Below are 23,333 nucleotides of genomic sequence, written 5' to 3' on the forward strand. Positions count from 1 at the left end.
GAATCAGGCATCCAGTAGGGCGCGGGCAATGGTTTGCAGTTTACGGGTGAGCGGGCCAACCGGCCAGCTCAGCGCAGCGTAGGCACGTACCGGCCAAACGCCATAAACGCTATTGCAGAGAAAGACTTCATCGGCCCATTGCAGCTGTTCAAGGCTGATATCGGCGATTTGTGTGGGGATGGTCAAAGACTCGGCCTGAAACAATATTTCGGCGCGCATCACACCAGCCACGCCGCAACGCTTCAAATCAGGTGTGATCAACACCCCATCACGCACCAGAAACAGGTTGCTGAACACCCCTTCGATGACTCGACCGGCCTGATCGAGCATCAAGCCTTCAGCGTGTTCGCTGTCCTGCCATTCGGCGCGGGCGATGACTTGTTCCAGGCGATTGAGGTGTTTCAGACCCGCCAACAAGGGCTGGCTGGCCAATCGCGTGCTGCAAGGAAAGAGGCGAATGCCAAGTTGCGCGTGGACAGCGGGGTAAGCGGCAGGAGGGTTGCCTTGCAGAATGCGTCGACCCTGCGCCGCAGGATCTGGCGCATAACCGCGCAAACCATCGCCCCGCGTGAGGATAAGCTTGAGCACGCCCTCGCCCATCGCCGCCGCATAGCTCAGCAGCTCTTGGCGAATCAGTTCGATGTCGGTCGCAATGGCCAGACGCGAACAGCCATCGGCCAGTCGCGCCAGATGCCGATCCAACAGCACCGGCTGGCCGCCACGCACGGCAACGGTCTCGAACAGACCATCGCCGTAAGCCAGGCCGCGATCTTTCAGCGACAGCGTGTCAGCCGGTTGACCGTCGACCCAGCAGTCCATCAACCTGCGAACCGGCGGAACGCCAAGGTACCGTTGGTACCGCCAAAACCGAAGGAGTTGGACAGCACGACGTCGATATCCATGTTGCGCGCAGTGTGCGGCACAAAATCGAGATCGCAGCCTTCGTCGGGCTCTTCAAGGTTAATCGTCGGTGGTGCCACCTGGCCGTTGATTGCCAGCACGCTAAAGATCGCTTCGACCGCGCCCGCCGCACCCAACAGGTGACCGGTCATGGACTTGGTAGAACTGACCGCCATTTTGTAGGCGTGATCACCGAACACGGTCTTGATTGCGTTGGCTTCGGCAAGATCGCCAGCCGGCGTCGAAGTGCCGTGGGCGTTGATGTACTGCACTTGATCGGCATTGATCTTCGCGTCACGCAGTGCATTGGTGATGCAGCGGGCTGCACCGGCGCCGTCGGCGGGCGGCGAAGTCATATGGAACGCGTCGCCGCTGGTACCGAAACCAATCAGCTCGGCATAGATGGTCGCGCCACGAGCCTTGGCGTGTTCGAGCTCTTCGAGGACCAACGCACCAGCACCGTCGGACAGCACGAAACCATCACGGCCCTTGTCCCAAGGACGGCTGGCACGGGCCGGCTCGTCATTGCGGGTCGACAGCGCACGGGACGCGCCGAAGCCACCCATGCCCAGACCGCACGCCGCCATTTCGGCACCGCCGGCGATCATCACGTCGGCTTCGTCATACATGATGTTGCGCGCCGCCATACCAATGCAGTGCGTACCGGTGGTACACGCGGTGGCGATGGCGTAGTTAGGTCCCTGTGCCCCCAGATGGATCGACAGGAAACCGGAAATCATATTGATGATCGAGCCTGGCACAAAGAACGGTGAAATTCGGCGCGGCCCCGTCTCATGCAGGGTACGGCTGGTTTCTTCAATGTTGGTCAGGCCGCCGATACCCGAACCCATCGCGACGCCAATGCGTTCACGGTTGGCGTCAGTGACTTCCAGACCGGCATTGCGCACGGCTTGAAAGCCTGCGGCGAGGCCGTACTGAATGAACAGGTCAAGCTTGCGCGCTTCCTTGACCGACAGGTATTCCTCGACATTGAAGCCCTTTACCGAGCCGCCAAAGCGGGTGGAATAGGCAGAAAGGTCGGTGTGTTCGATCAGACCAATGCCACTACGGCCAGCCAGAATGCCCTGCCAACTGCTCGGCACATCCGTGCCCAGTGGCGACAACATACCCATACCGGTGACTACGACGCGTCTACGCGACACAGCACTCTCCTTTTTCAAATGACGATTTTGCATCAGGCCTAAAGAAAAAACCGCACGCCATGATGGCAGTGCGGTTTTTCCATGACAGCAAGCAACGATTACAAACTATTACGCCTGGTGGCTGGTAACGTAATCGATTGCAGCTTGTACTGTAGTGATCTTCTCAGCTTCTTCGTCAGGGATTTCGGTCTCGAATTCCTCTTCCAGAGCCATCACCAGCTCAACGGTGTCAAGGGAGTCGGCACCCAGGTCTTCAACGAAGGAAGCAGTGTTAACCACTTCTTCTTCTTTAACGCCCAGTTGCTCGGCGACGATTTTCTTGACGCGCTCTTCGATGGTGCTCATACCTTGTTTTCACTCCTAATGGACAAATTCAGGCAGCTGGCCGGTGGGTAAGTGTATAGAAAGACTTTTCAGCTTTTCAACTGAAAGCTTCACTCCTCAAACCCTGCAGCCCTCTGTCTATAAATAGATTGCAGCTTTATAACGGATTTTAGACAGCTCGTATGACATTTTTTTGAAGCAATCCGTCACATTTTACTCACATGTACATCCCACCGTTCACCGGGATTGTAGCCCCAGTAACGTATGCCGCACCGTCGGATGCAAGAAAAGCGACCACAGACGCGATCTCTTGAGCTTGCCCCAGACGACCCAGCGGAATCTGCGTCTGCAAGGCTTCACGCTGTGCTTCAGGCAGTTCGCGGGTCATATCGGTGTCGATAAACCCTGGGGTTACCGAGTTGACCGTAATCGAACGCGAACCGACTTCACGCGCCATTGCACGGCTGAAACCTTCCAGACCGGCCTTGGCGGCTGCATAGTTTACTTGGCCTGCGTTGCCCATGGCACCCACCACCGAGCCAATACTGATAATTCGTCCCCAACGCGCCTTGGTCATGCCACGCAGAACGCCCTTGGACAGGCGATACAGACTGTTCAGATTGGTATCGATCACGTCGTACCATTCATCGTCTTTCATGCGCATCATCAGGTTATCGCGGGTGATACCGGCATTATTGACCAGGATTGCCGGCGCACCGAACTGCTCCTGAATGCTCGCCAGTACACTGCTGACCGATTCGTCACTGGTGACGTTGAGTTCCAGACCGGTACCCTGAATGCCATGTTCTTTCAGAGTAGCGGAGATAGCCTCGGCACCCTTGGCAGAAGTTGCGGTACCAATGACGGTAGCGCCCTGACGACCCAGTTCCAGTGCGATGGCCTGGCCGATACCGCGGCTTGCACCGGTGACCAGTGCAACTTTACCTTGCAGACTCATGCAAGCTTCTCCTGATTCAGGCTTGCGCTGCGCGAGCGGCAGCGAAAGCGTCTGGGGTATTGAGGTTGGAAGTCGCAACGCCTTCGGCGCAACGTTTGTTCAGACCGGCAAGCACCTTGCCCGGCCCGCATTCGACCAGATTGGTCGCGCCTTTCGCAGCCAGAGTCTGTACCGACTCGACCCAGCGAACTGGCTTGTAGAGTTGTTCGAGCAGATCACGCTTGAGGGTTTCCAGATCGACCGGCACTTGCGCGCTGACGTTCTGTACCACAGGGATCTGCGGCGCCTGCCAGTCAATGGCGGCGATGGCTGCGGCAAAGCGTTCGGCAGCCGGACGCATCAGCTCGCAGTGCGACGGCACGCTTACCGGCAAGGGCATGGCACGCTTGGCGCCACGCGCCTTGCAGCCTTCAATGGCACGCTCGACAGCCGCCCTGGCACCCGCAATAACCACCTGGCCCGGCGAGTTGAAGTTGACGGCGCTGACCACTTCGCCTTGCGCCGCTTCAGCACAGGCTGCGAGCACGTCGGCGTCTTCCAGGCCAAGGATGGCAGCCATGCCACCCTGCCCGGCCGGTACGGCCTCCTGCATCAACTGACCACGGCGCTCAACGAGCTTCACCGCGTCAGCCAGCTTCAGGCTACCTGCAGCAACCAGCGCACTGTATTCACCCAGGCTATGACCGGCAACGAAAGCTGGACGCACGCCACCTTCAGCCAGCCACAGACGCCAAAGGGCAATCGATGCAGTCAGAATGGCCGGCTGGGTTTTATCGGTTTGATTGAGCAGCTCTTCCGGCCCTTGCTGGGTCAGCGCCCAAAGGTCATAGCCCAGAGCATCGGATGCTTCTTTGAAAGTTTCGAGGATCAATGGATGTTGCGCGCCCAACTCGGCCAGCATGCCGAGGGACTGCGAACCCTGTCCTGGAAAGACGAATGCGAGGGAAGCAGACATGTAACAAGCCCCTAATGATCTTGTCGTCGAATAATGACGCCCCACTTGGGGACGCAAGAAACTGACAGTTGGATGGCCCTTTGAACCGGGCGGTCACATTTAAGCATTGTCCGACGAAAACGCCTAAGACAACAAATCCTCCAGACGACCGTGGAGACGCTCCGGCAGGTTCTCCTGAATCTCGATCAACGCGCGCTCGATAGCACTCTGAAAGCCTTGAACCCCGGCCGACCCGTGACTTTTCACCACAATGCCCTGCAAACCCAGAAAGCTTGCGCCGTTATGTCGCGCCGGCGCCAGATCAGCCTGCAAGCGCTTCATCAATGGCAACGCCAAGGCACCGACAGCGCGCGTGGCGAGGTTACGCCTGAACAGCGCCTCGATACGCGCCGCGATCATCGTCGCCAGCCCTTCGCTGGACTTGAGCAGGATATTGCCGACAAAGCCATCGCATACCACCACGTCCGCCTCACCGCGATACAACCCGTCGCCCTCGACAAACCCGATGTAGTTAATCCCTCGCGCCGCTTGCAACAAGGTGGCCGCCAGCTTGACTTGCTGATTACCCTTGATGTCTTCGGTGCCAATGTTCAACAACGCCACGCGCGGACGGGCGATGCCCAGTGTCTGCGCCGCCACCGAGCCCATCACAGCGAACTGCAAAAGATGCTCGGCACTGCAATCGACATTGGCGCCCAGATCAAGCAACTGGCAATACCCCTTCTGTGTCGGGATCGCCGCAACCATGGCTGGCCGATCAATGCCAGGCAACGTTTTGAGGACAAATCGCGACAGCGCCATCAACGCCCCTGTATTGCCAGCACTGACACAGGCCTGAGCCTTGCCATCACGCACCAACTCCAAGGCGACACGCATCGACGAATCCGGCTTGCCACGCAAGGCTTGGGTCGGTTTCTCGTCCATTGTGATGACTTCAGACGCCGCAACAATTGTCAGGCGCGCGCGATCGGCAGCCGATTGGCCGTTGATCAATTCTTCAAGAAGGGAGGGTTGACCGACGAGGGTCAGGTACAGCGAGGGCGTAGCAGAAAGGCAAGCAAGGCTGGCCTGAACAATGCTGCGGGGACCGAAGTCCCCGCCCATTGCGTCAATCGCGATGACTTGAGCGGACAAGTGATTACTCGTCAGCGCCCTTGTCGATCACTTTACGGCCACGGTATACGCCTTCTGGCGATACGTGGTGACGCAGGTGAACTTCACCGGTGGTTTTTTCTACAGACAGGGTGCTAGCCTCGAGAGCGTCGTGCGAACGGCGCATGTCACGGGCAGAGCGGGATTTTTTGTTCTGCTGAACAGCCATAATTGATTAACTCCTAAACGTTTGGGTCACGCTTTAACTGCGCCAATACACTGAACGGGTTGGACCGCGTTACCTCGTCCTCGCTCGGTTCGGGCTCATCTGCTCCCGCCGGCTGCTGGCATTCTTCCGGATGATGAGCAGGCACAATGGGCAAGGCGAGCAGAAGCTCCTCCTCGATCAGTGACTGCAGATCCAATGGATCTTCGCCCAGTTCCAGCACGTCATAACCTTTCGGTAACGACTGGGTATTCGCACCCTCCTTCACCACGGCGTAACTGCATTCGCTGTGGATCGGCAGGGTGACCAGCTCAAGACAACGCTGGCAAACCATTTTGACTTCGGTGTCGATAAAGCTGTGGATCACCACAGATTTACGTTCATCTCGTTCAAAAACGAATTTGGCCTGCACCGTACCGACATTGTCGGAAAGCGGGTCGCAGAGTCTCTTCAAATCGGCCAGCAGCAGTTCACCTTGAAGGGTGGTGCCACGGTCAGCCAATTTGCGCGGGTCAACGTGAGGTGGAATCGGGTCATTCAACATAGGCGCAGCATTATAGGGATGCACCCACCCATGTCAAAGGAAATTGTGCCCTGTCCGTCACTTGCACGCCTGCGCTAGAATCCACACCTCCCTCAGGAGACGCGAATGCTGCCTTTATTACTCGCTTCAAGCTCGACTTATCGCCGCGAATTACTTGCCCGCCTGCACTTGCCGTTCACCTGCACTTCGCCGGATATCGACGAAAGCCACCGCCCCGGCGAGCCGGCGATCGAACTGGTCAAACGCCTCGCCGAACAAAAAGCCCGAGCATTGGCCCACAACCACCCCGCTCATCTGATTATCGGCTCCGATCAAGTCGCCGTGTTCGGCGAGCAGATCATCGGCAAGCCGCACACCTTCGAGAAAGCCTGCGAGCAACTGATGGCTGCCAGTGGTGCCAGCGTGACCTTCCTCACCGGCCTCGCCCTGCTCAACAGCCAGACCGGCCAATGCCAGGTCGACTGCGTGCCGTTCACCGTACATATGCGGCAACTCGATCTGGCGCGCATCGAGCGTTACCTGCGCATCGAGCAACCCTACGACTGCGCCGGCAGCTTCAAGGCCGAAGGCCTGGGCGTGAGCCTGTTCCAGTCCACCGAAGGCCCGGACGCCACCAGCCTGATCGGCTTGCCACTGATTCGCCTGATCGACATGCTGCTGGCCGAGGGAATGCAGATCCCTTAAAGCAAAAGATCGCAGCCTTCGATAGCTCCCAGGAACTGCCGCAGACTGCGATCTTTTGATCTTTAAAACAACTCAGCGCAACGAAGGACCGTGGAACCCCATCCACATCGCCAACTGCTCAGCAACGCTTGCACCAAGCTTCTTCGAGAAGCGATCGAACGGCGATTCCTGAACAGTGAAGTCAACCAGTTCTTTCTCACCGATCACGTCACGCGCCACCGAACTGGCGCTACCCAAGCCATCGATCAAGCCCAATGGCAGCGCCTGCTCACCCGACCAGACCAGCCCGGAGAACAGCTCCGGATGCTCTTTATCCTTCAGGCGATCGCCGCGCCCTTGCTTGACGCTATTGATGAACTGCTTGTGCGTGGTATCCAGCACACTTTGCCAGAACGCGGTTTCTTCAGGTTTCTGCGGCTGGAACGGATCAAGGAACGACTTGTGCTCGCCCGAGGTGTAGGTGCGACGCTCAACACCCAGTTTCTCCATGGTGCCAACAAAACCGTATCCAGCAGCGGTCACACCAATGGAACCCACCAGACTCGCCTTATCGGCATAGATCTGATCCGCCGCACTGGCAATGTAATAGGCACCGGACGCACCGAGATCGGAAATCACCGCATACAGCTTGGTGTCCGGGTGCAGACCGCGCAAACGCTTGATCTCGTCATAGACATACCCCGACTGCACCGGACTACCGCCAGGACTGTTGATACGCAGGATGACACCCTTGACTTTCTTGTCTTCGAACGCTGCGCGCAAGGCGCCGACAATGTTGTCAGCACTGGCCGATTCCTTATCGGCGATCACGCCGGCAACATCGATCAGCGCGGTGTAGTTCGTGCCGCGAGCGGCGCTCTTTTCCATATCCATCAGCGGCGTGAACAGGATCAACGCAACAAACAGATAAACAAACGTCAGAAGCTTGAAGAAAATCCCCCAACGCCGCGAGCGACGTTGCTCCTGCACACCGGCGAGCAGGGTCTTTTCCAACAGCTTCCAGCTTTTCTCGTCACCGCCGTCGGCACTTGCCTTGGCCGGTGCCTTCCATTCGTCGGTCATGCCATTCACCCCAGCAAAAACGTATTAGGCCCGCTGCCCCAGCCAGGCATGCAATTCGGAAAAACGATCGATCGACAGACGCGGCTCGAACTGCTGCAGTGATTCAATCGATTGCGCGCCATAACTGACCGCCACCGACTCCATCCCCGCGTTACGCGCCATTAATAGATCGAAGGACGAGTCCCCCACCATCAGCGCCTGCTCCGCACGAACACCGCAATGAGCAAGAATCTGCTCCAGCATCAGAGGGTGCGGTTTACTCGCAGTTTCATCGGCAGCACGGGCAATGTCGAAATACTCTTCCCAGCCATTAGCCTTGAGCACCCGATCCAGTCCGCGACGATTCTTGCCGGTCGCGATTGCCAGGTGATAACCCTGCTCGCGAAAGGATGCCATCGACTCGACGACACCCTCGAACAACGGCGAAGGCACGGCTTCTGCAGCGATGTAGTGATCTGCGTAATACTCGCGGAACGCAACCATTTCGGTATCGCTGATCTCGGGGTACAACGTGCGAATCGCCTCGGGCAAACCCAGGCCAATGATGCCCTTGACGGCAAAGTCATCGCGCAACTCGAAACCGGACCGCCCGGACGCGGAATGCATCGCCTCGACAATCCGGCCAATGGAATCGGCCAGCGTACCGTCCCAATCGAAAATCAGCAGTTTGTAATCAGGGTGCGGCACTCAGGCGCTCCACAGTCTTGGCCCACATTTCATCGACCGGGGCCTGCAAGGTCAGCTTGCCACCGTCAGGCAACGGCACGGTCAGCATGTAAGCGTGCAGAAAAAGGCGCTTGCCGCCCAGATCGCGGATTTCCTTGGTGAAATCGTCATCACCGTACTTGCTGTCGCCAGCAATGCAATGCCCGGCGTGCAGGGTGTGGACGCGAATCTGGTGGGTACGACCGGTAACAGGCTTGGCCTCGACCATGGTGGCGAAATCGCCGAAGCGGCGCAGCACCTTGAACACAGTCAGGGCTTCTTTGCCCTCGTCGTTGACTTCAACCATGCGCTCACCGGAACGCAGGTTGCTCTTGAGCAATGGCGCACTGACCTGCTTGATCGAGGTCGCCCAATTACCACGAACCAGCGCCATGTAGCGCTTGTCGACACCATCGCCACGCAATTTTTCGTGCAAGTGACGCAGCATGCTGCGTTTCTTGGCAATCATCAGCAAGCCGGAAGTGTCACGATCGAGACGATGGACCAGTTCCAGCTCCTTTGTATCGGGACGCAACTGACGAAAGGCTTCGATCACGCCGAAATTCAGACCGCTGCCACCATGAACCGCAATGCCGGCGGGCTTGTTGATCACGATCAGCGCCTTGTCTTCGTAGACGATCGATGCTTCCAGACGCTGCAACAGTCCCTGGGCCAAAGGCACCGGTTCATCACGCTCCGGCACGCGAACCGGCGGCACGCGCACGATATCGCCGGCCTGCAGTTTGTATTCAGGCTTGATCCGTCCCTTGTTCACGCGCACTTCGCCTTTACGCAAAATGCGGTAAATCAAGGTCTTGGGCACGCCTTTGAGCCGGGCGAGGAGAAAGTTGTCGATTCGTTGGCCGGCATACTCCGGCGAGACTTCAAGCAATTGAACGCCTGGAGTCGAAGGGGCAGTAGTTGTCATGCCGCGGATGATAACAATTTTTATGGAATTGAAGCACTTAATCATTGCTGCTATAGTCGCGAACGCCGCCAAAAGCGGCCTGGGCAGCGGAACCACGGTCAAAAACCGGCCCTGACCAACGCAATTCACCAGGACGCGAGGCCGTCCTACGGGGCTTTCGCTACGTAACGGTGGAGTTTGCAGTTGTAACAAGCGCAGGTGACATGAGGCCTGAATTACACCGCCGAGCAGAGTTTTTACTCGTCTGGCAGGCAGATATTCACGGCCAGTTCACAAAGTGCAGTCAGCTGCGAATGACCCCGAGCGAACGCTTCGGAAACATCGCCTAAATTAGCCATGATGCGTGACCTCCCCTTTCGGAGTTCACGGTAAATGCCAACCCGCTGCGGATTCTGCGCGCGGCAGCACCCGAATTATCAGGGATACGTGTAGGGTGGAGATGCACAACCGCTGGACTGTGTAGCAATAGGCTTTATCAAGACGCTTCATCTCGTCCACAGCCACTGGTTGATTCCTCCTCCTGACTGAGTGCTTAAGTAGCCACAGCAAGCAGGACGCGTACGTCGCGGTATCGGCCCAATTGGTCGCACATCGCTGGACACGGGAATGGCCAACCACTCCCGACGCACCTGACACCGACCGTGAGAAGTCGTGTGTGCCGAACGCCGTTTCCGGCAGCCCGGAAACCGACGGTACTACATGAAAAGAATGCTGATTAACGCAACTCAACCCGAAGAGTTGCGTGTTGCACTGGTAGATGGCCAACGCCTCTACGACCTGGACATCGAATCCGGTGCACGCGAGCAGAAGAAGGCCAACATCTATAAAGGCCGCATCACTCGCATCGAACCAAGCCTTGAGGCTGCCTTTGTCGATTTTGGCTCCGAGCGCCACGGCTTCCTGCCCCTCAAAGAAATCTCCCGCGAATACTTCAAGAAAGCCCCCGAAGGCCGCGTCAACATCAAGGACGTCCTGAGCGAAGGCCAGGAAGTCATCGTTCAGGTTGAAAAAGAAGAACGTGGCAACAAGGGCGCAGCCCTGACCACCTTCATCAGCCTGGCCGGTCGTTACCTGGTGCTGATGCCGAACAACCCGCGTGCCGGCGGTATCTCCCGTCGCATCGAAGGCGAAGAGCGCAACGAACTGCGTGAAGCACTGAACGGCCTGGTTGCCCCGGCCGACATGGGTCTGATCGTGCGCACTGCAGGCCTTGGCCGCAGCAGCGAAGAAATGCAGTGGGACCTCGACTACCTGCTGCAACTGTGGACCGCCATCAAAGAAGCCTCGCTGGATCGCTCCGCGCCATTCCTGATTTACCAGGAAAGCAACGTGATCATCCGCGCGATCCGCGATTACCTGCGCCAGGACATCGGCGAAGTGCTGATCGACAGCGTTGAAGCCCAGGACGAAGCCCTGACTTTCATCCGCCAGGTAATGCCGCAGTACGCCAGCAAGATCAAGCTGTACGAAGACAGCGTTCCGCTGTTCAACCGTTTCCAGATCGAAAGCCAGATCGAGACCGCCTTCCAGCGCGTCGTCGAACTGCCTTCCGGCGGTTCCATCGTTATCGATCCGACCGAAGCGCTGGTGTCCATCGACATCAACTCGGCGCGCGCCACCAAAGGCAGCGACATCGAAGAAACCGCTCTGCAGACCAACCTTGAAGCGGCTGAAGAAATCGCCCGTCAGTTGCGCCTGCGCGACATCGGCGGCCTGATCGTCATCGACTTCATCGACATGACCCCTGCCAAGAACCAGCGCGCCGTGGAAGAGAAAGTCCGCGAATGCCTGGAAGCCGACCGCGCTCGCGTGCAGATCGGCCGTATCTCGCGCTTCGGCCTGCTGGAAATGTCCCGTCAGCGCCTGCGCCCATCCTTGGGCGAAAGCAGCGGCATCGTCTGCCCGCGTTGCAACGGCACCGGCATCATCCGTGACGTTGAATCGCTGTCGCTGGCGATCCTGCGCCTGATCGAAGAAGAAGCCCTGAAAGACCGCACTGCCGAAGTTCGCGCCCAGGTGCCGATCCCGGTGGCTGCGTTCCTGCTCAACGAAAAACGCAACTCGATCACCAAGATCGAACTGCGCACTCGTGCCCGTATCGTCATCCTGCCAAACGACCACCTCGAAACGCCGCACTTCGAAGTTCAGCGTTTGCGTGATGACAGCCCGGAAGCCGCGACCAACCAGTCCAGCTACGAAATCGCCGCTGCCGCTGCCGACGTCGAAGAAGTCCAGCCAGCCGCCGCAACCCGCACCCTGGTTCGCCAGGAAGCCGCGGTCAAGACCGCACCAGCCCGCGCCAACGCTCCGGTTCCGACCGAAGTGGCCGCACCTGCTGCACCAGCACCAGCTCCAGTGGCCGCGCCAGAGCCAAGCCTGTTCAAAGGTCTGGTGAAGTCGCTGGTCAGCCTGTTCGCGACCAAAGAAGAGCCCGCCGCGCCGGTGGTCGTTGAAAAACCAGCTACCGAGCGTCCAGCCCGCAACGAAGAACGTCGCAACGGTCGCCAGCAGAGCCGCAACCGTAATGGTCGTCGCGATGAAGAGCGCAAGCCACGTGAGACCCGCGAAGAACGTGCACCTCGCGAAGCTCGCACTGAAGCGCCAGCCGCCCGCGAAGAACGCGCACCTCGCGCACCTCGTGAAGAACGCGCCCCACGTGCGCCGCGTGAAGACCGCAAGCCTCGTGGCGAGCGTGAAGAACGTGTACGCGAACTGCGCGAGCCACTGGATGCCGCTCCAGCAGCCGCCGCTGCCGCCGTTAATGCAGAAGAGCGTCCGGCCCGCCAGCCTCGCGAAGAGCGCGCACCGCGCCCGCCGCGTGAAGAGCGTCAACCGCGTGCAGAGCAGGCCGCTGCTGCCGTCGTTGAAGACGAAGTGATCACCAATGAAGAGCAACTGCCGGAAGATGGTTCGGAGAACGCCGAAGGCGATCGTCCACGTCGTCGCTCCCGCGGCCAGCGTCGTCGCAGCAACCGTCGCGAGCGTCAGCGTGATGCCAACGGCAACGTGATCGAAGGATCGGAAGAATCCGAGTCCGGCGAAAACGCTGAAGCACCAAGCGCTGCCGATCTGGCCGCTGGCCTGGCTGTTACCACCACCGTCGCCAGCAGCGTCATCAGCGCTCCGGCTGAAGCGCAAGCCAACGAGCAAGCCGAACGCGCCACTGCCGCTACACTGGAAACTGCTCCAGTTGAAGCACCGGTGGTTGAAGCAACCACTCCGGTGGAAGTGACGGCGGCTCCGGAAGTCGAAGTGGCACCGGTTCGCGAAATTCAAGCCCAGGTTGAAGCCCAGCCTCAGATTGAAATCGTTGCCGAACCTGCTTTCGTAGCCCAAGAGCCCGTTGTCGTTGCAGAGCCGGTTGTCGAAACCGTCGCTGAAAACGTGACCGAAAGCGTGCGTGAAGTTCGCGAAGAGCAAACTGCATTCAACTGGGTTGCAGAGCCAACCGTAGCCGAAGCGCCAGCGCCTGCTGCTGAAGCTGAAGTGCCACAAGCCACGGTGTCCGAGCCAGTGGTTGCCGCTGCCGAACCTGCTCCAGCGCCGGTCGTCGAAGCGCCAGTGGTTGCCCAAGCCCCAGCGGTTGAAGCGCCTGTAGTCAGCGCGCTGACGCCAAACGGCCGCGCTCCAAACGATCCACGCGAAGTGCGTCGTCGCAAGCGCGAAGAAGAACGTCTGCAGAAGGAAGCTGAACTGGCTGCCGCAGCTGCTCCTGCGGCTGAAGTGGTCGAGGCAGCTCCTGCCCCGGCTGCTGAAGAAGTCGTCGTTGAAGCAGCCATTGCTGAAGCGCCTCGCTCCGTTCAGGACGCGGCCGAGCATCACGAAGAGGCCCAGGAAAAAGAACACGAGCCTAAACCCCTCGTCTGATTCCAAAAGCCAATAAAAAGCCCCGCCTGAATATTCAGGCGGGGCTTTTTTTATGCTCACCGATTACCGTACCGGGATTGCGTGAAGAACAAAAAAAAGCCCGATCTCGCTAAAGCGTTCAATCGGGCTACAGCACTCAGGAGCAATAAGTGCAAAGGGAGGTTCGATGCGCGTAAAACCTTGAAGGGGTTGCGCCAGAGCACTAGAACATCCAGTGATTATCTGGCGATTAACCTATCAAGCGACGGAAGCCAGTTTGGCGTTGGCCTGGTTCAAGCCCTTCTCCTGAAAGTCGCCACCCAGGTTCATGCCTTCGGCATGAATGAAGGTCACGTCGTGGATACCGATAAAACCCATCACCTGACGCAGGTAAGGTTCTTGATGATCCGCCGGGCCGCCGGCGTAAATTCCGCCGCGAGCGGTCAGCACGTAGGCACGCTTGCCGCTCAGCAGGCCTTGCGGACCGGTGTCGGTGTACTTGAAGGTGACGCCGGCACGCAGCACATGGTCAAGCCAGGCCTTGAGGGTGCTCGGGATCGCAAAGTTGTACATCGGCGCGGCCATGACCAGCACGTCGGCAGCCAGCAGTTCATCGGTCAATTCGTTGGAGCGATCCAGAGAAGACTGTTCGCTGTCGCTGCGCTGATCGGCAGGCTTCATCCAGCCACCCAACAGGTTGATGTCCAGGTGCGGCACCGGGTTCACGGCGAGATCACGCACAGTGATCTGATCGTCGGGGTGCGCGGTTTTCCACTGATTGATGAAGGTCTGGGTCAACTGACGGGACACCGAGTCTTGCTGGCGGGCGCTGCTTTCGATGATCAGAACGCGGGACATGTTGTGTAGCCTCCATCCGAGAATGTTGTAGGTCGATGGAGTGAAGGTTAAACAGAGCTGAATCGATGAAAAAGCGCAAATAATTGCTGCAAAGCATCGAAAATTTAGTTTAGATGCAACTCAACCCTTTGAGAGTGAGCTTGCTGGCGAAGGCGATGTGTCAGCACGAGCATGGATGACTGATCTACCGCCTTCGCGAGCAAGCCCGCTTCCACAAGGAAGATTTGCTGTTATTTCGGGGTACAGGTCAGATCGATGCGCAGTTTGATAATGGTGCGGGTGAACTTGGCCGTGGCGTTTTTATGTTTGCCGGCCACGACTTCGATGTTACGTGTGCGTGGCGCCTCGGGACCGTTGCGGAACACCACTTTGCAGCTCGCGTCGACGTCGCCGTAGTTGGCCACCTGGATGGAGCCAATGTCGTTATCCGTGGCGAAACTCTGGTAGTCGATCTTCATGCCATTGAGATTTTTCTGCACATCGATCGGATACGCAAAGGCTGTCAACGGCAGCAGTGCCAGCACCACACAACAGAATTTTTTCATTCGACAGTCTCCAATGGGGACCGTCAGCTTAGGACAAGAGGAGCTATTGATGAAAGCGCCCCGCGTGACCCTGGATCAATGGCGAACATTGCAGGCCGTAGTCGACCACGGCGGATTCGCCCAGGCCGCCGAGGTTCTGCACCGTTCGCAGTCGTCGGTGAGTTACACCGTTGCCCGTATGCAGGATCAGCTCGGTGTGCCGTTGCTGCGGATCGACGGTCGTAAAGCGGTACTGACCGAAGCCGGCGGCGTGTTGCTACGCCGCTCGCGGCAACTGGTCAAACAGGCCAGTCAACTGGAAGATCTCGCCCATCACATGGAGCAAGGCTGGGAAGCGGAAGTGCGGCTGGTGGTCGATGCGGCTTATCCAAGCGCACGTATCGTGCGTGCGTTGACTGCGTTCATGCCACAGAGCCGTGGCTGTCGCGTGCGTCTGCGTGAGGAAGTGTTGTCGGGTGTCGAGGAGGTGCTGCTCGAAGGCGTGGCCGATCTGGCCATCACCGGCCTGAGCATTCCCGGTTACCTGGGCGCGGAGCTGAGCGACGTGGAGTTTGTTGCGGTTGCTCACCCAGACCACAGCCTGCATCGGCTCAATCGTGAACTGAGCTTCCAGGATCTGGAAACCCAGATGCAAGTGGTCATCCGCGACTCCGGTCGTCAACAGCCACGGGATGTCGGCTGGCTCGGCGCCGAACAGCGCTGGACCGTCGGCAGTCTCGCCACGGCCGCGACATTCGTCAGCAGCGGCCTGGGCTTTGCCTGGTTACCGCGACACATGATCGAACGGGAACTGAAAGAGGGATCGCTCAAGCTGCTACCGTTGGATCAGGGCGGCAGCCGCAACCCGAGTTTCTATCTGTATTCGAACAAGGACAAACCGCTGGGCCCGGCGACACAAATCCTCATCGAACTGTTGCGCACCTTCGACACCTTGCCGCTGGACGCACCGTTCGCCGCCCCTGAGCAAGTCTGACACGGAGTCCAGCGATGGCCTATTTTGCGCACGAAGGTTGCAACCTGCACTACGAGGAATATGGCCACGGCACGCCGTTGCTGCTGGTTCACGGGCTCGGCTCGAGCACGCTGGATTGGGAAATGCAGATTCCGGCGCTGGCCGCGCACTACCGGGTGATCGTCCCGGATATCCGTGGCCACGGGCGCTCGGACAAACCCCGCGAGCGCTACAGCATCGCGGGGTTCAGCGCCGATATGGTGGCGCTGATCGAGTATTTGAACCTTGGTCCGGTGCACTACGTCGGTCTGTCGATGGGCGGCATGATCGGCTTCCAGTTGGGTGTCGATCAGCCGCAGATGCTCAAGAGCCTGACCATCGTCAACAGCGCCCCTGAAGTCAAACTGCGCAGCCTCGACGACTATTGGCAATGGTTCAAACGCTGGAGCCTGATGCGCGTGCTGAGCCTGGCGACCATCGGCAAGGCGCTGGGCAGCAAACTGTTCCCAAAACCCGAACAGGCGAATCTGCGGCAGAAAATGGCGCAACGCTGGGCAAAAAACGACAAACGTGCTTATCTCGCCAGCTTCGATGCAATTGTTGGCTGGGGGGTTCAGGAACGACTTTCCCGGGTGACCTGTCCAACGCTCATCGTCAGTGCCGACCGTGATTACACACCTGTGGCACTTAAAGAAACCTATGTAAAACTGCTGCCCGATGCGCGGCTGGTGGTGATCGCTGATTCACGCCATGCCACCCCGCTCGATCAGCCCGAACGCTTCAATCAAACGCTGCTGGCGTTTCTCGCCGCAGCCGATATTCAATCTCAGGATCACTGACCCATGCTGAAAAAACTCGCCCTCGTCGCCGGCACCGTGCTGTTTGCTGCCAACCTGATGGCTGCTACCCCGGCCAAAGCGCCGCACGTGCTGCTGGACACCACCAATGGCCAGATCGAAATCGAACTGGACCCGGTCAAAGCGCCGATCAGTACCAAGAACTTTCTGGCGTACGTCGACAGTGGCTTCTACAACAACACGATTTTCCACCGTGTGATCCCGGGTTTCATGGCTCAGGGCGGTGGTTTCACCCAGCAGATGCAACAAAAGGACACCAAGGAACCGATCAAGAACGAAGCCAGCAATGGCCTGCATAACGTTCGCGGCACCTTGTCGATGGCCCGTACTTCCAATCCGAACTCGGCCACCAGCCAGTTCTTTATCAACGTCGCTGACAACGCCTTCCTCGATCCAGGCCGTGACGCCGGTTATGCGGTGTTTGCCAAAGTGGTCAAGGGCATGGACGTCGTCGACATCATCGTCAACTCGCAAACCACCACCAAAAGCGGCATGCAGAACGTGCCTGTCGACCCTGTGATCATCAAGTCGGCCAAACGCCTCGACTGAGTACAGCAGGGCATATCGAGCGGCGACGGCCTGATCCCGCGCCGCTCACACTGATAAAAGGAGAGCCCGTACTCCGGGCGGTTATCTGATGCTCTATCGCCGTTTTGAACAACTGATCGACATATTCCGCGACGCCCCTACGGCGTCTCCGCCCGACCGTGTGCTCCCCTTCTATACCTATTACCTGAAGCAGGTCTGGCCGAGTTTCGCCGCCCTGCTGGTGGTCGGCCTGTTCGCCGCGCTGATCGAAGTGGCGCTGTTCAGTTACCTGAGTCGCATCATCGACCTGGCCCAAGGTACGCCAAATCCGAATTTCTTCAGCGATCACGCCCTCGAACTGACGTGGATGGTGGTGGTTGCGCTTGTGCTCAGACCGATTTTCTTCGGCCTGCACGACCTGCTGGTGCACCAGACGTTAAGCCCCGGCATGACCAGCATGATCCGCTGGCAGAACCACAGCTACGTGCTCAAGCAGAGCCTGAACTTCTTCCAGAACGACTTCGCCGGGCGCATTGCCCAGCGCATCATGCAGACCGGCAACTCGCTGCGTGATTCAGCAGTGCAAGCGGTGGATGCACTGTGGCATGTGGTGATCTACGCGATCAGCGCGCTGGTGCTGTTCGCCGAAGCCGACTGGCGCCTGATGGTCCCGTTGCTGACGTGGATCGTCGCCTACATCGGCGCACTCTGTTACTTCGTGCCGCGGGTCAAGGACCGCTCGGTGGAAGCCTCCGACGCACGTTCGAAACTGATGGGCCGAATCGTCGACGGCTACACCAATATCGCCACGCTCAAGCTGTTCGCTCACACTCATTTCGAACAGCACTACGCCAGGGAAGCGATCGAAGAACAAACCGTCAAAGCGCAAATGGCCGGCCGCGTGGTCACCAGCATGGACGTGGCGATCACCGCCATGAACGGCTTGCTGATCGTCGGCACAACCGCGCTGGCCCTGTGGCTGTGGACGCAATCGCTGATCACCGTCGGCGCGATTGCCCTGGCCACCGGTCTGGTGATCCGCATCGTCAACATGTCCGGCTGGATCATGTGGGTGGTCACGGGCATCTTCGAAAACATCGGCATGGTCCAGGACGGTCTGCGGACCATCTCGCAGCCGGTCAGCGTCACCGATCACGAACACGCCAAACCGCTGGCCGTGGCCAATGGCGAGGTGTGTTTCGAGCATGTCGATTTTCACTACGGCAAGAAGAAAGGCATCATCGGCGACCTCAACCTGACCATCAAACCGGGTGAAAAAATCGGTCTGATCGGGCCGTCCGGCGCCGGTAAATCAACCTTGGTCAACCTGCTGCTGCGCCTCTATGACGTCGAGGGCGGGCGCATCCTGATCGACGACCAGAACATCGCCGACGTCAGCCAGGAAAGCCTGCGTGAGCGGATCGGTATGATCACTCAAGACACGTCGCTGCTGCACCGTTCAATCCGCGACAACTTGCTGTATGGCAAGCCTGACGCGACTGACGCACAGCTTTGGGATGCCGCGCACAAGGCCCGTGCCGATGAGTTCATTCCGTTGCTGTCGGACGCTGAAGGCCGCACCGGCTTCGACGCGCATGTCGGCGAGCGCGGGGTGAAGCTGTCGGGCGGTCAACGTCAGCGCATCGCGATTGCCCGCGTGCTGCTCAAGGACGCGCCGATTCTGATCATGGACGAAGCAACCTCGGCCCTGGACTCGGAAGTCGAAGCGGCGATTCAGGAAAGCCTGGAAACCCTGATGCAGGGCAAAACAGTGATCGCCATTGCTCACCGCCTCTCGACTATCGCGCGCATGGATCGCCTGGTGGTGCTGGAAAACGGCAAGATCGCCGAGAGCGGCACCCACGCCGAACTGCTGGCCCATGGCGGACTGTATTCGCGGTTATGGGCGCACCAGACCGGCGGATTTGTCGGGATCGATTGATCATTGGGTCAATACAATTGCAATGTGGGAGTGAGGGTTTCGACATTGCCGCCGGCCTCGCCTCCAACGGTTACGGCGAGCATTCGCCCGGTCAGTATTCGATGGCGGCCGGGTTTGTCACCGAACGGGTGATGACTGCGATGTTTGTGATCATCATTCTGGGCGCCACCGATAAACGTGCACCGCCGGGCCTCGCACCGATTGCCATAGGTCTGGCGCTGACGTTGATCCACCTGATCTCGATTCCGGTGACCGATACCTCGGTGAACCCGGCGCGCAGTACCGGGCCGGCGCTGATGGTCGGCGGCTGGGCCATCGCGCAGTTGTGGATGTTCTGGGTGGCGCCGCTGTCGGGTGCGGTGGCCGGTGGAGTGATTTATCTCTGGTTGGGTAACGAAAAAACCTGAGCCCAACACAAAACCAAATGTGGGAGCGGGCTTGCTCGCGAAGGCGTGGTGTCAGGCAATATTTGCTGTACTGACACACCGCCTTCGCGAGCAAGCCCCACATTGGAGATTTAGGTTTGGCGGTAGGGCAAGGCTGCTCTCGCTTCTTCGGCGTAGGCCAGGACACCGGCGCGTTCCTGCTGCAGGAAGTCTTTTACCGCCGCTTTCAGACCCGGATGCCGCAGGTAATGCCACGAGTGAGTGATCACCGGTTCGAAGCCACGAATCAGTTTGTGCTCGCCCTGAGCACCGGCATCGAAACGCTGATAGCCCTGGGCAATCGCGTAGTCCATGCCCTGATAAAAACAGGTTTCAAAGTGCAGCCGATCAAATTCGGCAAGGCATCCCCAATAGCGCCCGTAAAAACTGTCACCGCCAACCAGACTGAAGGCCATGGCCACCGGCCGTGAGCCCTGCCTGGCCAGCACCACGCGGATCGATTCGGGCATGCGCGCGGCCAGCAAACTGAAAAACTCTCGCGTCAGATACGGTGTCTGCCGACGCACGGCGTAGGTATTGGCATAGCAGGCGTAGACGAAATCCCACTGCGATTCGTTTAGCTCTCGCCCTTGTAGCCATTCAAATTCGAAGCCCTGCCCCGCCACCTGCTCGCGCTCCTTGCGCATCTGTTTGCGCTTGCGCGAACTGAGCACGTCGAGAAAATCCTGAAAGTCGCGATAGCCTCGATTGTGCCAGTGATACTGACAGCCGATGCGCTGCAACCAGCCCGGCTGCTCGGCCATGGCGGCGTCGGTGAACGGATCGGTGAAATTGATGTGCGCGCCGGACAGCCCTTCGATTTCCAGATAACCGGGCAGGCTCTTGAGCAGCTCAAAACCGTCTTCGACCTTGGCCGCCAGCAACCGAGGGCCGCTGACTGGACTGAACGGCACAGCCGTCAACAGTTTGGGGTAGTAATCGATTCCGGCTCGGGCGCAGGCATCGGCCCAGCCATGGTCGAACACATACTCGCCGTAGGAGTGCCACTTGCGGTAACCCGGCAAGGCGGCGATCAGCCGACCATCTTCGATGTGCAGTAAATGCTCCGGCTGCCAACCGGTGTGAGGGCCGACGCTGCCGCTGTCCTCCAGCGCACTGAGAAAAGCATGACGCAGAAACGGCTGATTGTCCGGCACCAATTCATCCCAAGTGGCCGGGGCGATTTCTGACAGGTTCTGCAGGCAGTGCAACGGCATCAAAGAGCTCTCCACTTCGGGGTTTCAGCGCTCGGCGAGTATCGCCGATTGCGCCGCATTGCACACCCGTCATCGGGCGACAGCGCTCTAGATCAATGGTTCACGACCAACGCGTACCGTCATCAACCTGCCATCACCGTGCCACTGCCCTGTCATAAACCATCGCGATACTGGCGCCTGTTTTTAGAGCGCCGGGTTCTACCCGGACACTGTTTTCCGACCTTCAACCGTCGGTTGTGCCCAGGATGGTTCAGCCATCCCACTCATCTTCGGAGATTGCTATGCGTCTTGCTTCCACGAAAACTGCGGCGGCCCTGTGCGGTGGCCTGTTACTGGCCATGAGCGTTCCGGCCAGTGCTGCAGTCGACGCCAAACTGCTCGACATGCTCAAGGCTAACGGTTCGATTTCCCAGGCGCAGTATGTAGAACTGCAAACTGAACTGGCCAAGGATCAGAAGGCTCAGCAAATCGCCCAGCAGGCGCAGCAAGAGACCAAAGAACAAGTCGCGGCTGTCGCGAAGAAGACCAACGAACAAAGCGTCTTCGACCAGAAACTGGCCTGGGCTGCCAAGACCCAGTTCAAGGGTGACGTGCGCATCCGCCAGGAGACCGTCAAGATCGACGGCGAAGCCAACAACGGCGGCCGCGAAAAGGATCGTCAGCGCATCCGTGCACGTCTGGGTGCCTACACCGAGATCAACCCGCAAGTGGACACTGGCATCCGTATCGCCACCGGCGGCGGCGACGATGCTCGTTCGACCAACCAGGACCTGGACAACTACTTCGACAAGAAGCAGATCTGGCTGGACCTGGGCTACATCGACTACCACCCTGATGCGATCAAGAACCTGCATGTGATCGGCGGCAAGATGCTGCAACCGTGGGTGAGCATGGGCGACGTGATCTGGGACGGCGACATCAACCCGGAAGGTCTGGCCGTCACTTACAAGTACCCACTGGGCAGCAGTGCCGAACTGTTCGGCAGCCTGGGCAACTACAACCTCAAGGACAACGTCGACGGCGAAGGCGTGCAATTCCGTCACGACCTGCGCCTGACCTCCGGCCAGTTGGGTAGCCGCATCGCCATCACCGACAACCTGAAGCTGACCGTTGGCGGCAGCGTCTACGCCTACCAGAACGATCAGGACAGCCGTTGCACGGGCTCTTCCACACCGTGCGCACTGGCCGTCAATGGCAACTCGGCCAACAACGAATTCCGTCTGTACGAGGGTTTCAGCCAGATCGACATCGGCGGTCTGCCAATGCCGCTGTCGTTCTACGGTCAGTATGTGAAGAACAACGATGCCGTGACCGATCAGGACACCGCCTGGTTGCTCGGCGCCAAGTCGAAAGTCTTCGGTCTGAACCTCGACTACAACTATCGTGACGTGCAACGCAATGCTGTGGTCGGCGCCTTCACTGATTCCGACTTCGCCAATGGCACCACCGGTTCGCGTGGGCACAAGTTCAAAGTCGGTTACGACATCGACAAGAATTTCGCCCTCGGCGCCACGTACTTCCTGACCAAGGCTGACTACTCCAGCCGCACTCAGCGCGACGCCGACACCAACATTCTGCAACTGGACGCAGAAGCGAAGTTCTAAGCACCAGAGCAACAGATCTCAGGCGATGCGCTTCTCATCCGGGTGCAGCGCTTGAGATGCTTCAACAGTCTGGCGCGGCTACGGCGATCCCCATCATCCGTGTGCCGCAGGCGCGCCAGTCTGCTTCTCCCCCTAGGGGCTGTCTTCCCGGCGCCGCGCCGCCAGCCGCTCGGCCAACGCATCCACACCCTCTTCAGGTTTCTCCGGCATCGCCTTCAGCGTCGCCTGCATCAATCGCATCTGGCGTATAAAGCGCCGGCAATTGGGGCAGAACATCAGGTGATGACGCACCATCAGTTTTTCGCGAAAGCTCAGCTGGCCATCGAGATAATCGCTGGAGCGCGCTACTTGTTCCTTACAGGTCAGCATTCCCCGGTCTCCTCAAAATGCTCCACTGTCGCGAAGACTTTCAGCCGCGCACGATGCAGCAGCACACGGACATTGGAGAGCGATATCTCCAGAAGATTACAGATCTCTTCGAGCTCAAGGCCCTGGCGTTCGCGCAACAACAAAACGCTGCTTTGCAGTTCCGACAGGTTGAGCAGTGTGTGTTCGAGGCACTCACGCAACTCGCTTTCAGTGAGCAGCGCTTCAGGCGTGTCCTGGTGCCAGGCGAACGGTGCGATCAGCCAGTGGCCATCGCCGGGGGAAAAGCGGTCATCATCAATGGTGCCGTGGGGTGACGGCAGGTCATCCATCAACACTTCGCGGCGATTCTGCTTGTAGCGACTCTTGGCCGAGTTGGCGGTGATGGTCAGCAACCAGGTCTTGAGACTGGAGCGGCCTTCGAAACTGCCGATATGGCGCACTACCGACAGCCATGCATCTTGCACCACTTCTTCGACGTGACGCTGGCCGACAATCGCATAAGCGACGGCGCGCATGGCGCTTTGATAAGTCGTGACCAGTTCCTTGAAAGCCTGTTGCTCGCCTGCCAGCAAACGCGCGAGCAGTTGGGTGTCGTCAACCGCCATCCATCAATCCCCTTGTTCCGACTTCGAAAATGATAGCGGCAGGA

The 23,333-nt window shown here is 58.8% G+C and carries 23 protein-coding genes and 1 pseudogene; 8 read left to right on the top strand and 16 right to left on the bottom strand.

Annotation, left to right across the window (positions count from 1 at the left end):
- Positions 1–3: 3 nt before the first annotated feature.
- The 8 genes from pabC to AACY11_RS00550 form a co-directional block, all read right to left on the bottom strand.
- Positions 4–819 carry an aminodeoxychorismate lyase gene (gene pabC / locus AACY11_RS00515; RefSeq protein ID WP_339431071.1) on the bottom strand — a complete coding sequence of 272 codons (816 nt, stop codon included), beginning with the start codon at positions 817–819 and terminating at the stop codon, positions 4–6.
- On the bottom strand, positions 819–2,063 hold the full coding sequence (gene fabF / locus AACY11_RS00520) for a beta-ketoacyl-ACP synthase II (protein WP_339431070.1): 1,245 nt from the start codon (positions 2,061–2,063) through the stop codon (positions 819–821). Before fabF ends, pabC begins: the two co-directional genes overlap by 1 nt.
- A 108-nt stretch (positions 2,064–2,171) precedes the next feature.
- Entirely contained in the window at positions 2,172–2,408 is a 237-nt protein-coding gene (gene acpP / locus AACY11_RS00525) for an acyl carrier protein (protein ID WP_003175607.1), read from the bottom strand.
- A gap of 196 nt (positions 2,409–2,604) precedes the next feature.
- Positions 2,605–3,345, bottom strand: a complete 741-nt coding sequence (gene fabG, locus AACY11_RS00530) for a 3-oxoacyl-ACP reductase FabG (RefSeq protein ID WP_339464893.1) — start codon at positions 3,343–3,345, stop codon at positions 2,605–2,607.
- A gap of 16 nt (positions 3,346–3,361) precedes the next feature.
- A complete protein-coding gene (gene fabD, locus AACY11_RS00535) occupies positions 3,362–4,300 on the bottom strand; it encodes an ACP S-malonyltransferase (RefSeq protein ID WP_339464892.1) in 939 nt (312 codons plus the stop codon).
- 123 nt (positions 4,301–4,423) lie between these two features.
- Positions 4,424–5,434: a phosphate acyltransferase PlsX gene (plsX, locus tag AACY11_RS00540; RefSeq protein ID WP_339493608.1), complete on the bottom strand. Its 1,011-nt coding sequence runs from the start codon at positions 5,432–5,434 to the stop codon at positions 4,424–4,426.
- 4 nt (positions 5,435–5,438) lie between these two features.
- Positions 5,439–5,621: a 50S ribosomal protein L32 gene (gene rpmF / locus AACY11_RS00545; protein ID WP_003179396.1), complete on the bottom strand. Its 183-nt coding sequence runs from the start codon at positions 5,619–5,621 to the stop codon at positions 5,439–5,441.
- Positions 5,622–5,634: 13 nt separating this feature from the next.
- Positions 5,635–6,162 carry a YceD family protein gene (locus AACY11_RS00550; RefSeq protein WP_014339505.1) on the bottom strand — a complete coding sequence of 176 codons (528 nt, stop codon included), beginning with the start codon at positions 6,160–6,162 and terminating at the stop codon, positions 5,635–5,637.
- Positions 6,163–6,267: 105 nt separating this feature from the next.
- On the opposite strand from AACY11_RS00550, the gene AACY11_RS00555 reads away from it, so the two are divergent.
- Positions 6,268–6,846 (top strand): Maf family protein, encoded by a 579-nt coding sequence (locus tag AACY11_RS00555; protein WP_339431066.1) that lies wholly within the window; start codon positions 6,268–6,270, stop codon positions 6,844–6,846.
- 72 nt (positions 6,847–6,918) lie between these two features.
- On the opposite strand, the gene sppA is transcribed toward AACY11_RS00555, so the two are convergent.
- From sppA to rluC, 3 genes are read right to left on the bottom strand one after another with little or no spacing between them, the layout of a single operon-like run.
- Positions 6,919–7,908, bottom strand: coding sequence for a signal peptide peptidase SppA (gene sppA / locus AACY11_RS00560; RefSeq protein WP_339431065.1), 990 nt, complete (start codon positions 7,906–7,908; stop codon positions 6,919–6,921).
- Between the two features lie 24 nt (positions 7,909–7,932).
- Positions 7,933–8,595, bottom strand: coding sequence for an HAD-IA family hydrolase (locus AACY11_RS00565; protein ID WP_339493610.1), 663 nt, complete (start codon positions 8,593–8,595; stop codon positions 7,933–7,935).
- Positions 8,582–9,541: a 23S rRNA pseudouridine(955/2504/2580) synthase RluC gene (gene rluC / locus AACY11_RS00570; RefSeq protein WP_339431063.1), complete on the bottom strand. Its 960-nt coding sequence runs from the start codon at positions 9,539–9,541 to the stop codon at positions 8,582–8,584. Before rluC ends, AACY11_RS00565 begins: the two co-directional genes overlap by 14 nt.
- Positions 9,542–10,240: 699 nt before the next feature.
- Here rluC and rne point away from each other — a divergent pair.
- A complete protein-coding gene (gene rne / locus AACY11_RS00575) occupies positions 10,241–13,408 on the top strand; it encodes a ribonuclease E (protein ID WP_339493612.1) in 3,168 nt (1,055 codons plus the stop codon).
- A 237-nt stretch (positions 13,409–13,645) separates the two neighbouring features.
- Here rne and AACY11_RS00580 read toward each other — a convergent pair whose 3' ends face one another.
- Positions 13,646–14,245, bottom strand: coding sequence for an FMN-dependent NADH-azoreductase (locus AACY11_RS00580; protein ID WP_339431061.1), 600 nt, complete (start codon positions 14,243–14,245; stop codon positions 13,646–13,648).
- Between the two features lie 230 nt (positions 14,246–14,475).
- Positions 14,476–14,790 (bottom strand): 3-phosphoglycerate kinase, encoded by a 315-nt coding sequence (locus tag AACY11_RS00585; protein WP_221729354.1) that lies wholly within the window; start codon positions 14,788–14,790, stop codon positions 14,476–14,478.
- Between the two features lie 49 nt (positions 14,791–14,839).
- On the opposite strand from AACY11_RS00585, the gene AACY11_RS00590 reads away from it, so the two are divergent.
- From AACY11_RS00590 to AACY11_RS00610, 5 genes and pseudogenes are all read left to right on the top strand, one after another.
- On the top strand, positions 14,840–15,763 hold the full coding sequence (locus AACY11_RS00590; RefSeq protein WP_339431060.1) for a LysR family transcriptional regulator: 924 nt from the start codon (positions 14,840–14,842) through the stop codon (positions 15,761–15,763).
- 14 nt (positions 15,764–15,777) lie between these two features.
- Positions 15,778–16,581, top strand: a complete 804-nt coding sequence (locus tag AACY11_RS00595; RefSeq protein ID WP_339493613.1) for an alpha/beta fold hydrolase — start codon at positions 15,778–15,780, stop codon at positions 16,579–16,581.
- Positions 16,582–16,584: 3 nt separating this feature from the next.
- Positions 16,585–17,148, top strand: coding sequence for a peptidylprolyl isomerase (locus AACY11_RS00600; RefSeq protein ID WP_339431058.1), 564 nt, complete (start codon positions 16,585–16,587; stop codon positions 17,146–17,148).
- 88 nt (positions 17,149–17,236) lie between these two features.
- On the top strand, positions 17,237–19,069 hold the full coding sequence (locus AACY11_RS00605) for an ABC transporter ATP-binding protein (RefSeq protein WP_339431057.1): 1,833 nt from the start codon (positions 17,237–17,239) through the stop codon (positions 19,067–19,069).
- A 26-nt stretch (positions 19,070–19,095) separates the two neighbouring features.
- Positions 19,096–19,476: pseudogene (locus tag AACY11_RS00610) on the top strand (aquaporin); the annotation flags it as partial.
- Between the two features lie 110 nt (positions 19,477–19,586).
- Here AACY11_RS00610 and AACY11_RS00615 read toward each other — a convergent pair.
- A complete protein-coding gene (locus tag AACY11_RS00615; protein ID WP_339464888.1) occupies positions 19,587–20,711 on the bottom strand; it encodes a GNAT family N-acetyltransferase in 1,125 nt (374 codons plus the stop codon).
- 281 nt (positions 20,712–20,992) lie between these two features.
- Here AACY11_RS00615 and AACY11_RS00620 point away from each other — a divergent pair, with 281 nt between their 5' ends.
- A complete protein-coding gene (locus AACY11_RS00620; RefSeq protein WP_339493615.1) occupies positions 20,993–22,315 on the top strand; it encodes a putative porin in 1,323 nt (440 codons plus the stop codon).
- Positions 22,316–22,447: 132 nt separating this feature from the next.
- Here the strand turns inward: AACY11_RS00620 and AACY11_RS00625 are convergent, their stop codons facing one another.
- Both AACY11_RS00625 and AACY11_RS00630 read right to left on the bottom strand, forming a co-directional pair.
- The gene (locus AACY11_RS00625; protein ID WP_221729361.1) at positions 22,448–22,684 is read right to left on the bottom strand and encodes an anti-sigma factor family protein; all 237 of its coding nucleotides are present in this window, start codon (positions 22,682–22,684) and stop codon (positions 22,448–22,450) included.
- Positions 22,678–23,289, bottom strand: a complete 612-nt coding sequence (locus AACY11_RS00630; RefSeq protein WP_221729362.1) for an RNA polymerase sigma factor — start codon at positions 23,287–23,289, stop codon at positions 22,678–22,680. Before AACY11_RS00630 ends, AACY11_RS00625 begins: the two co-directional genes overlap by 7 nt.
- Positions 23,290–23,333: the final 44 nt, after the last annotated feature.

The organism is Pseudomonas sp. RA_105y_Pfl2_P56 (genome assembly GCF_963970845.1).
Lineage (GTDB): Bacteria > Pseudomonadota > Gammaproteobacteria > Pseudomonadales > Pseudomonadaceae > Aquipseudomonas > Aquipseudomonas baetica_A.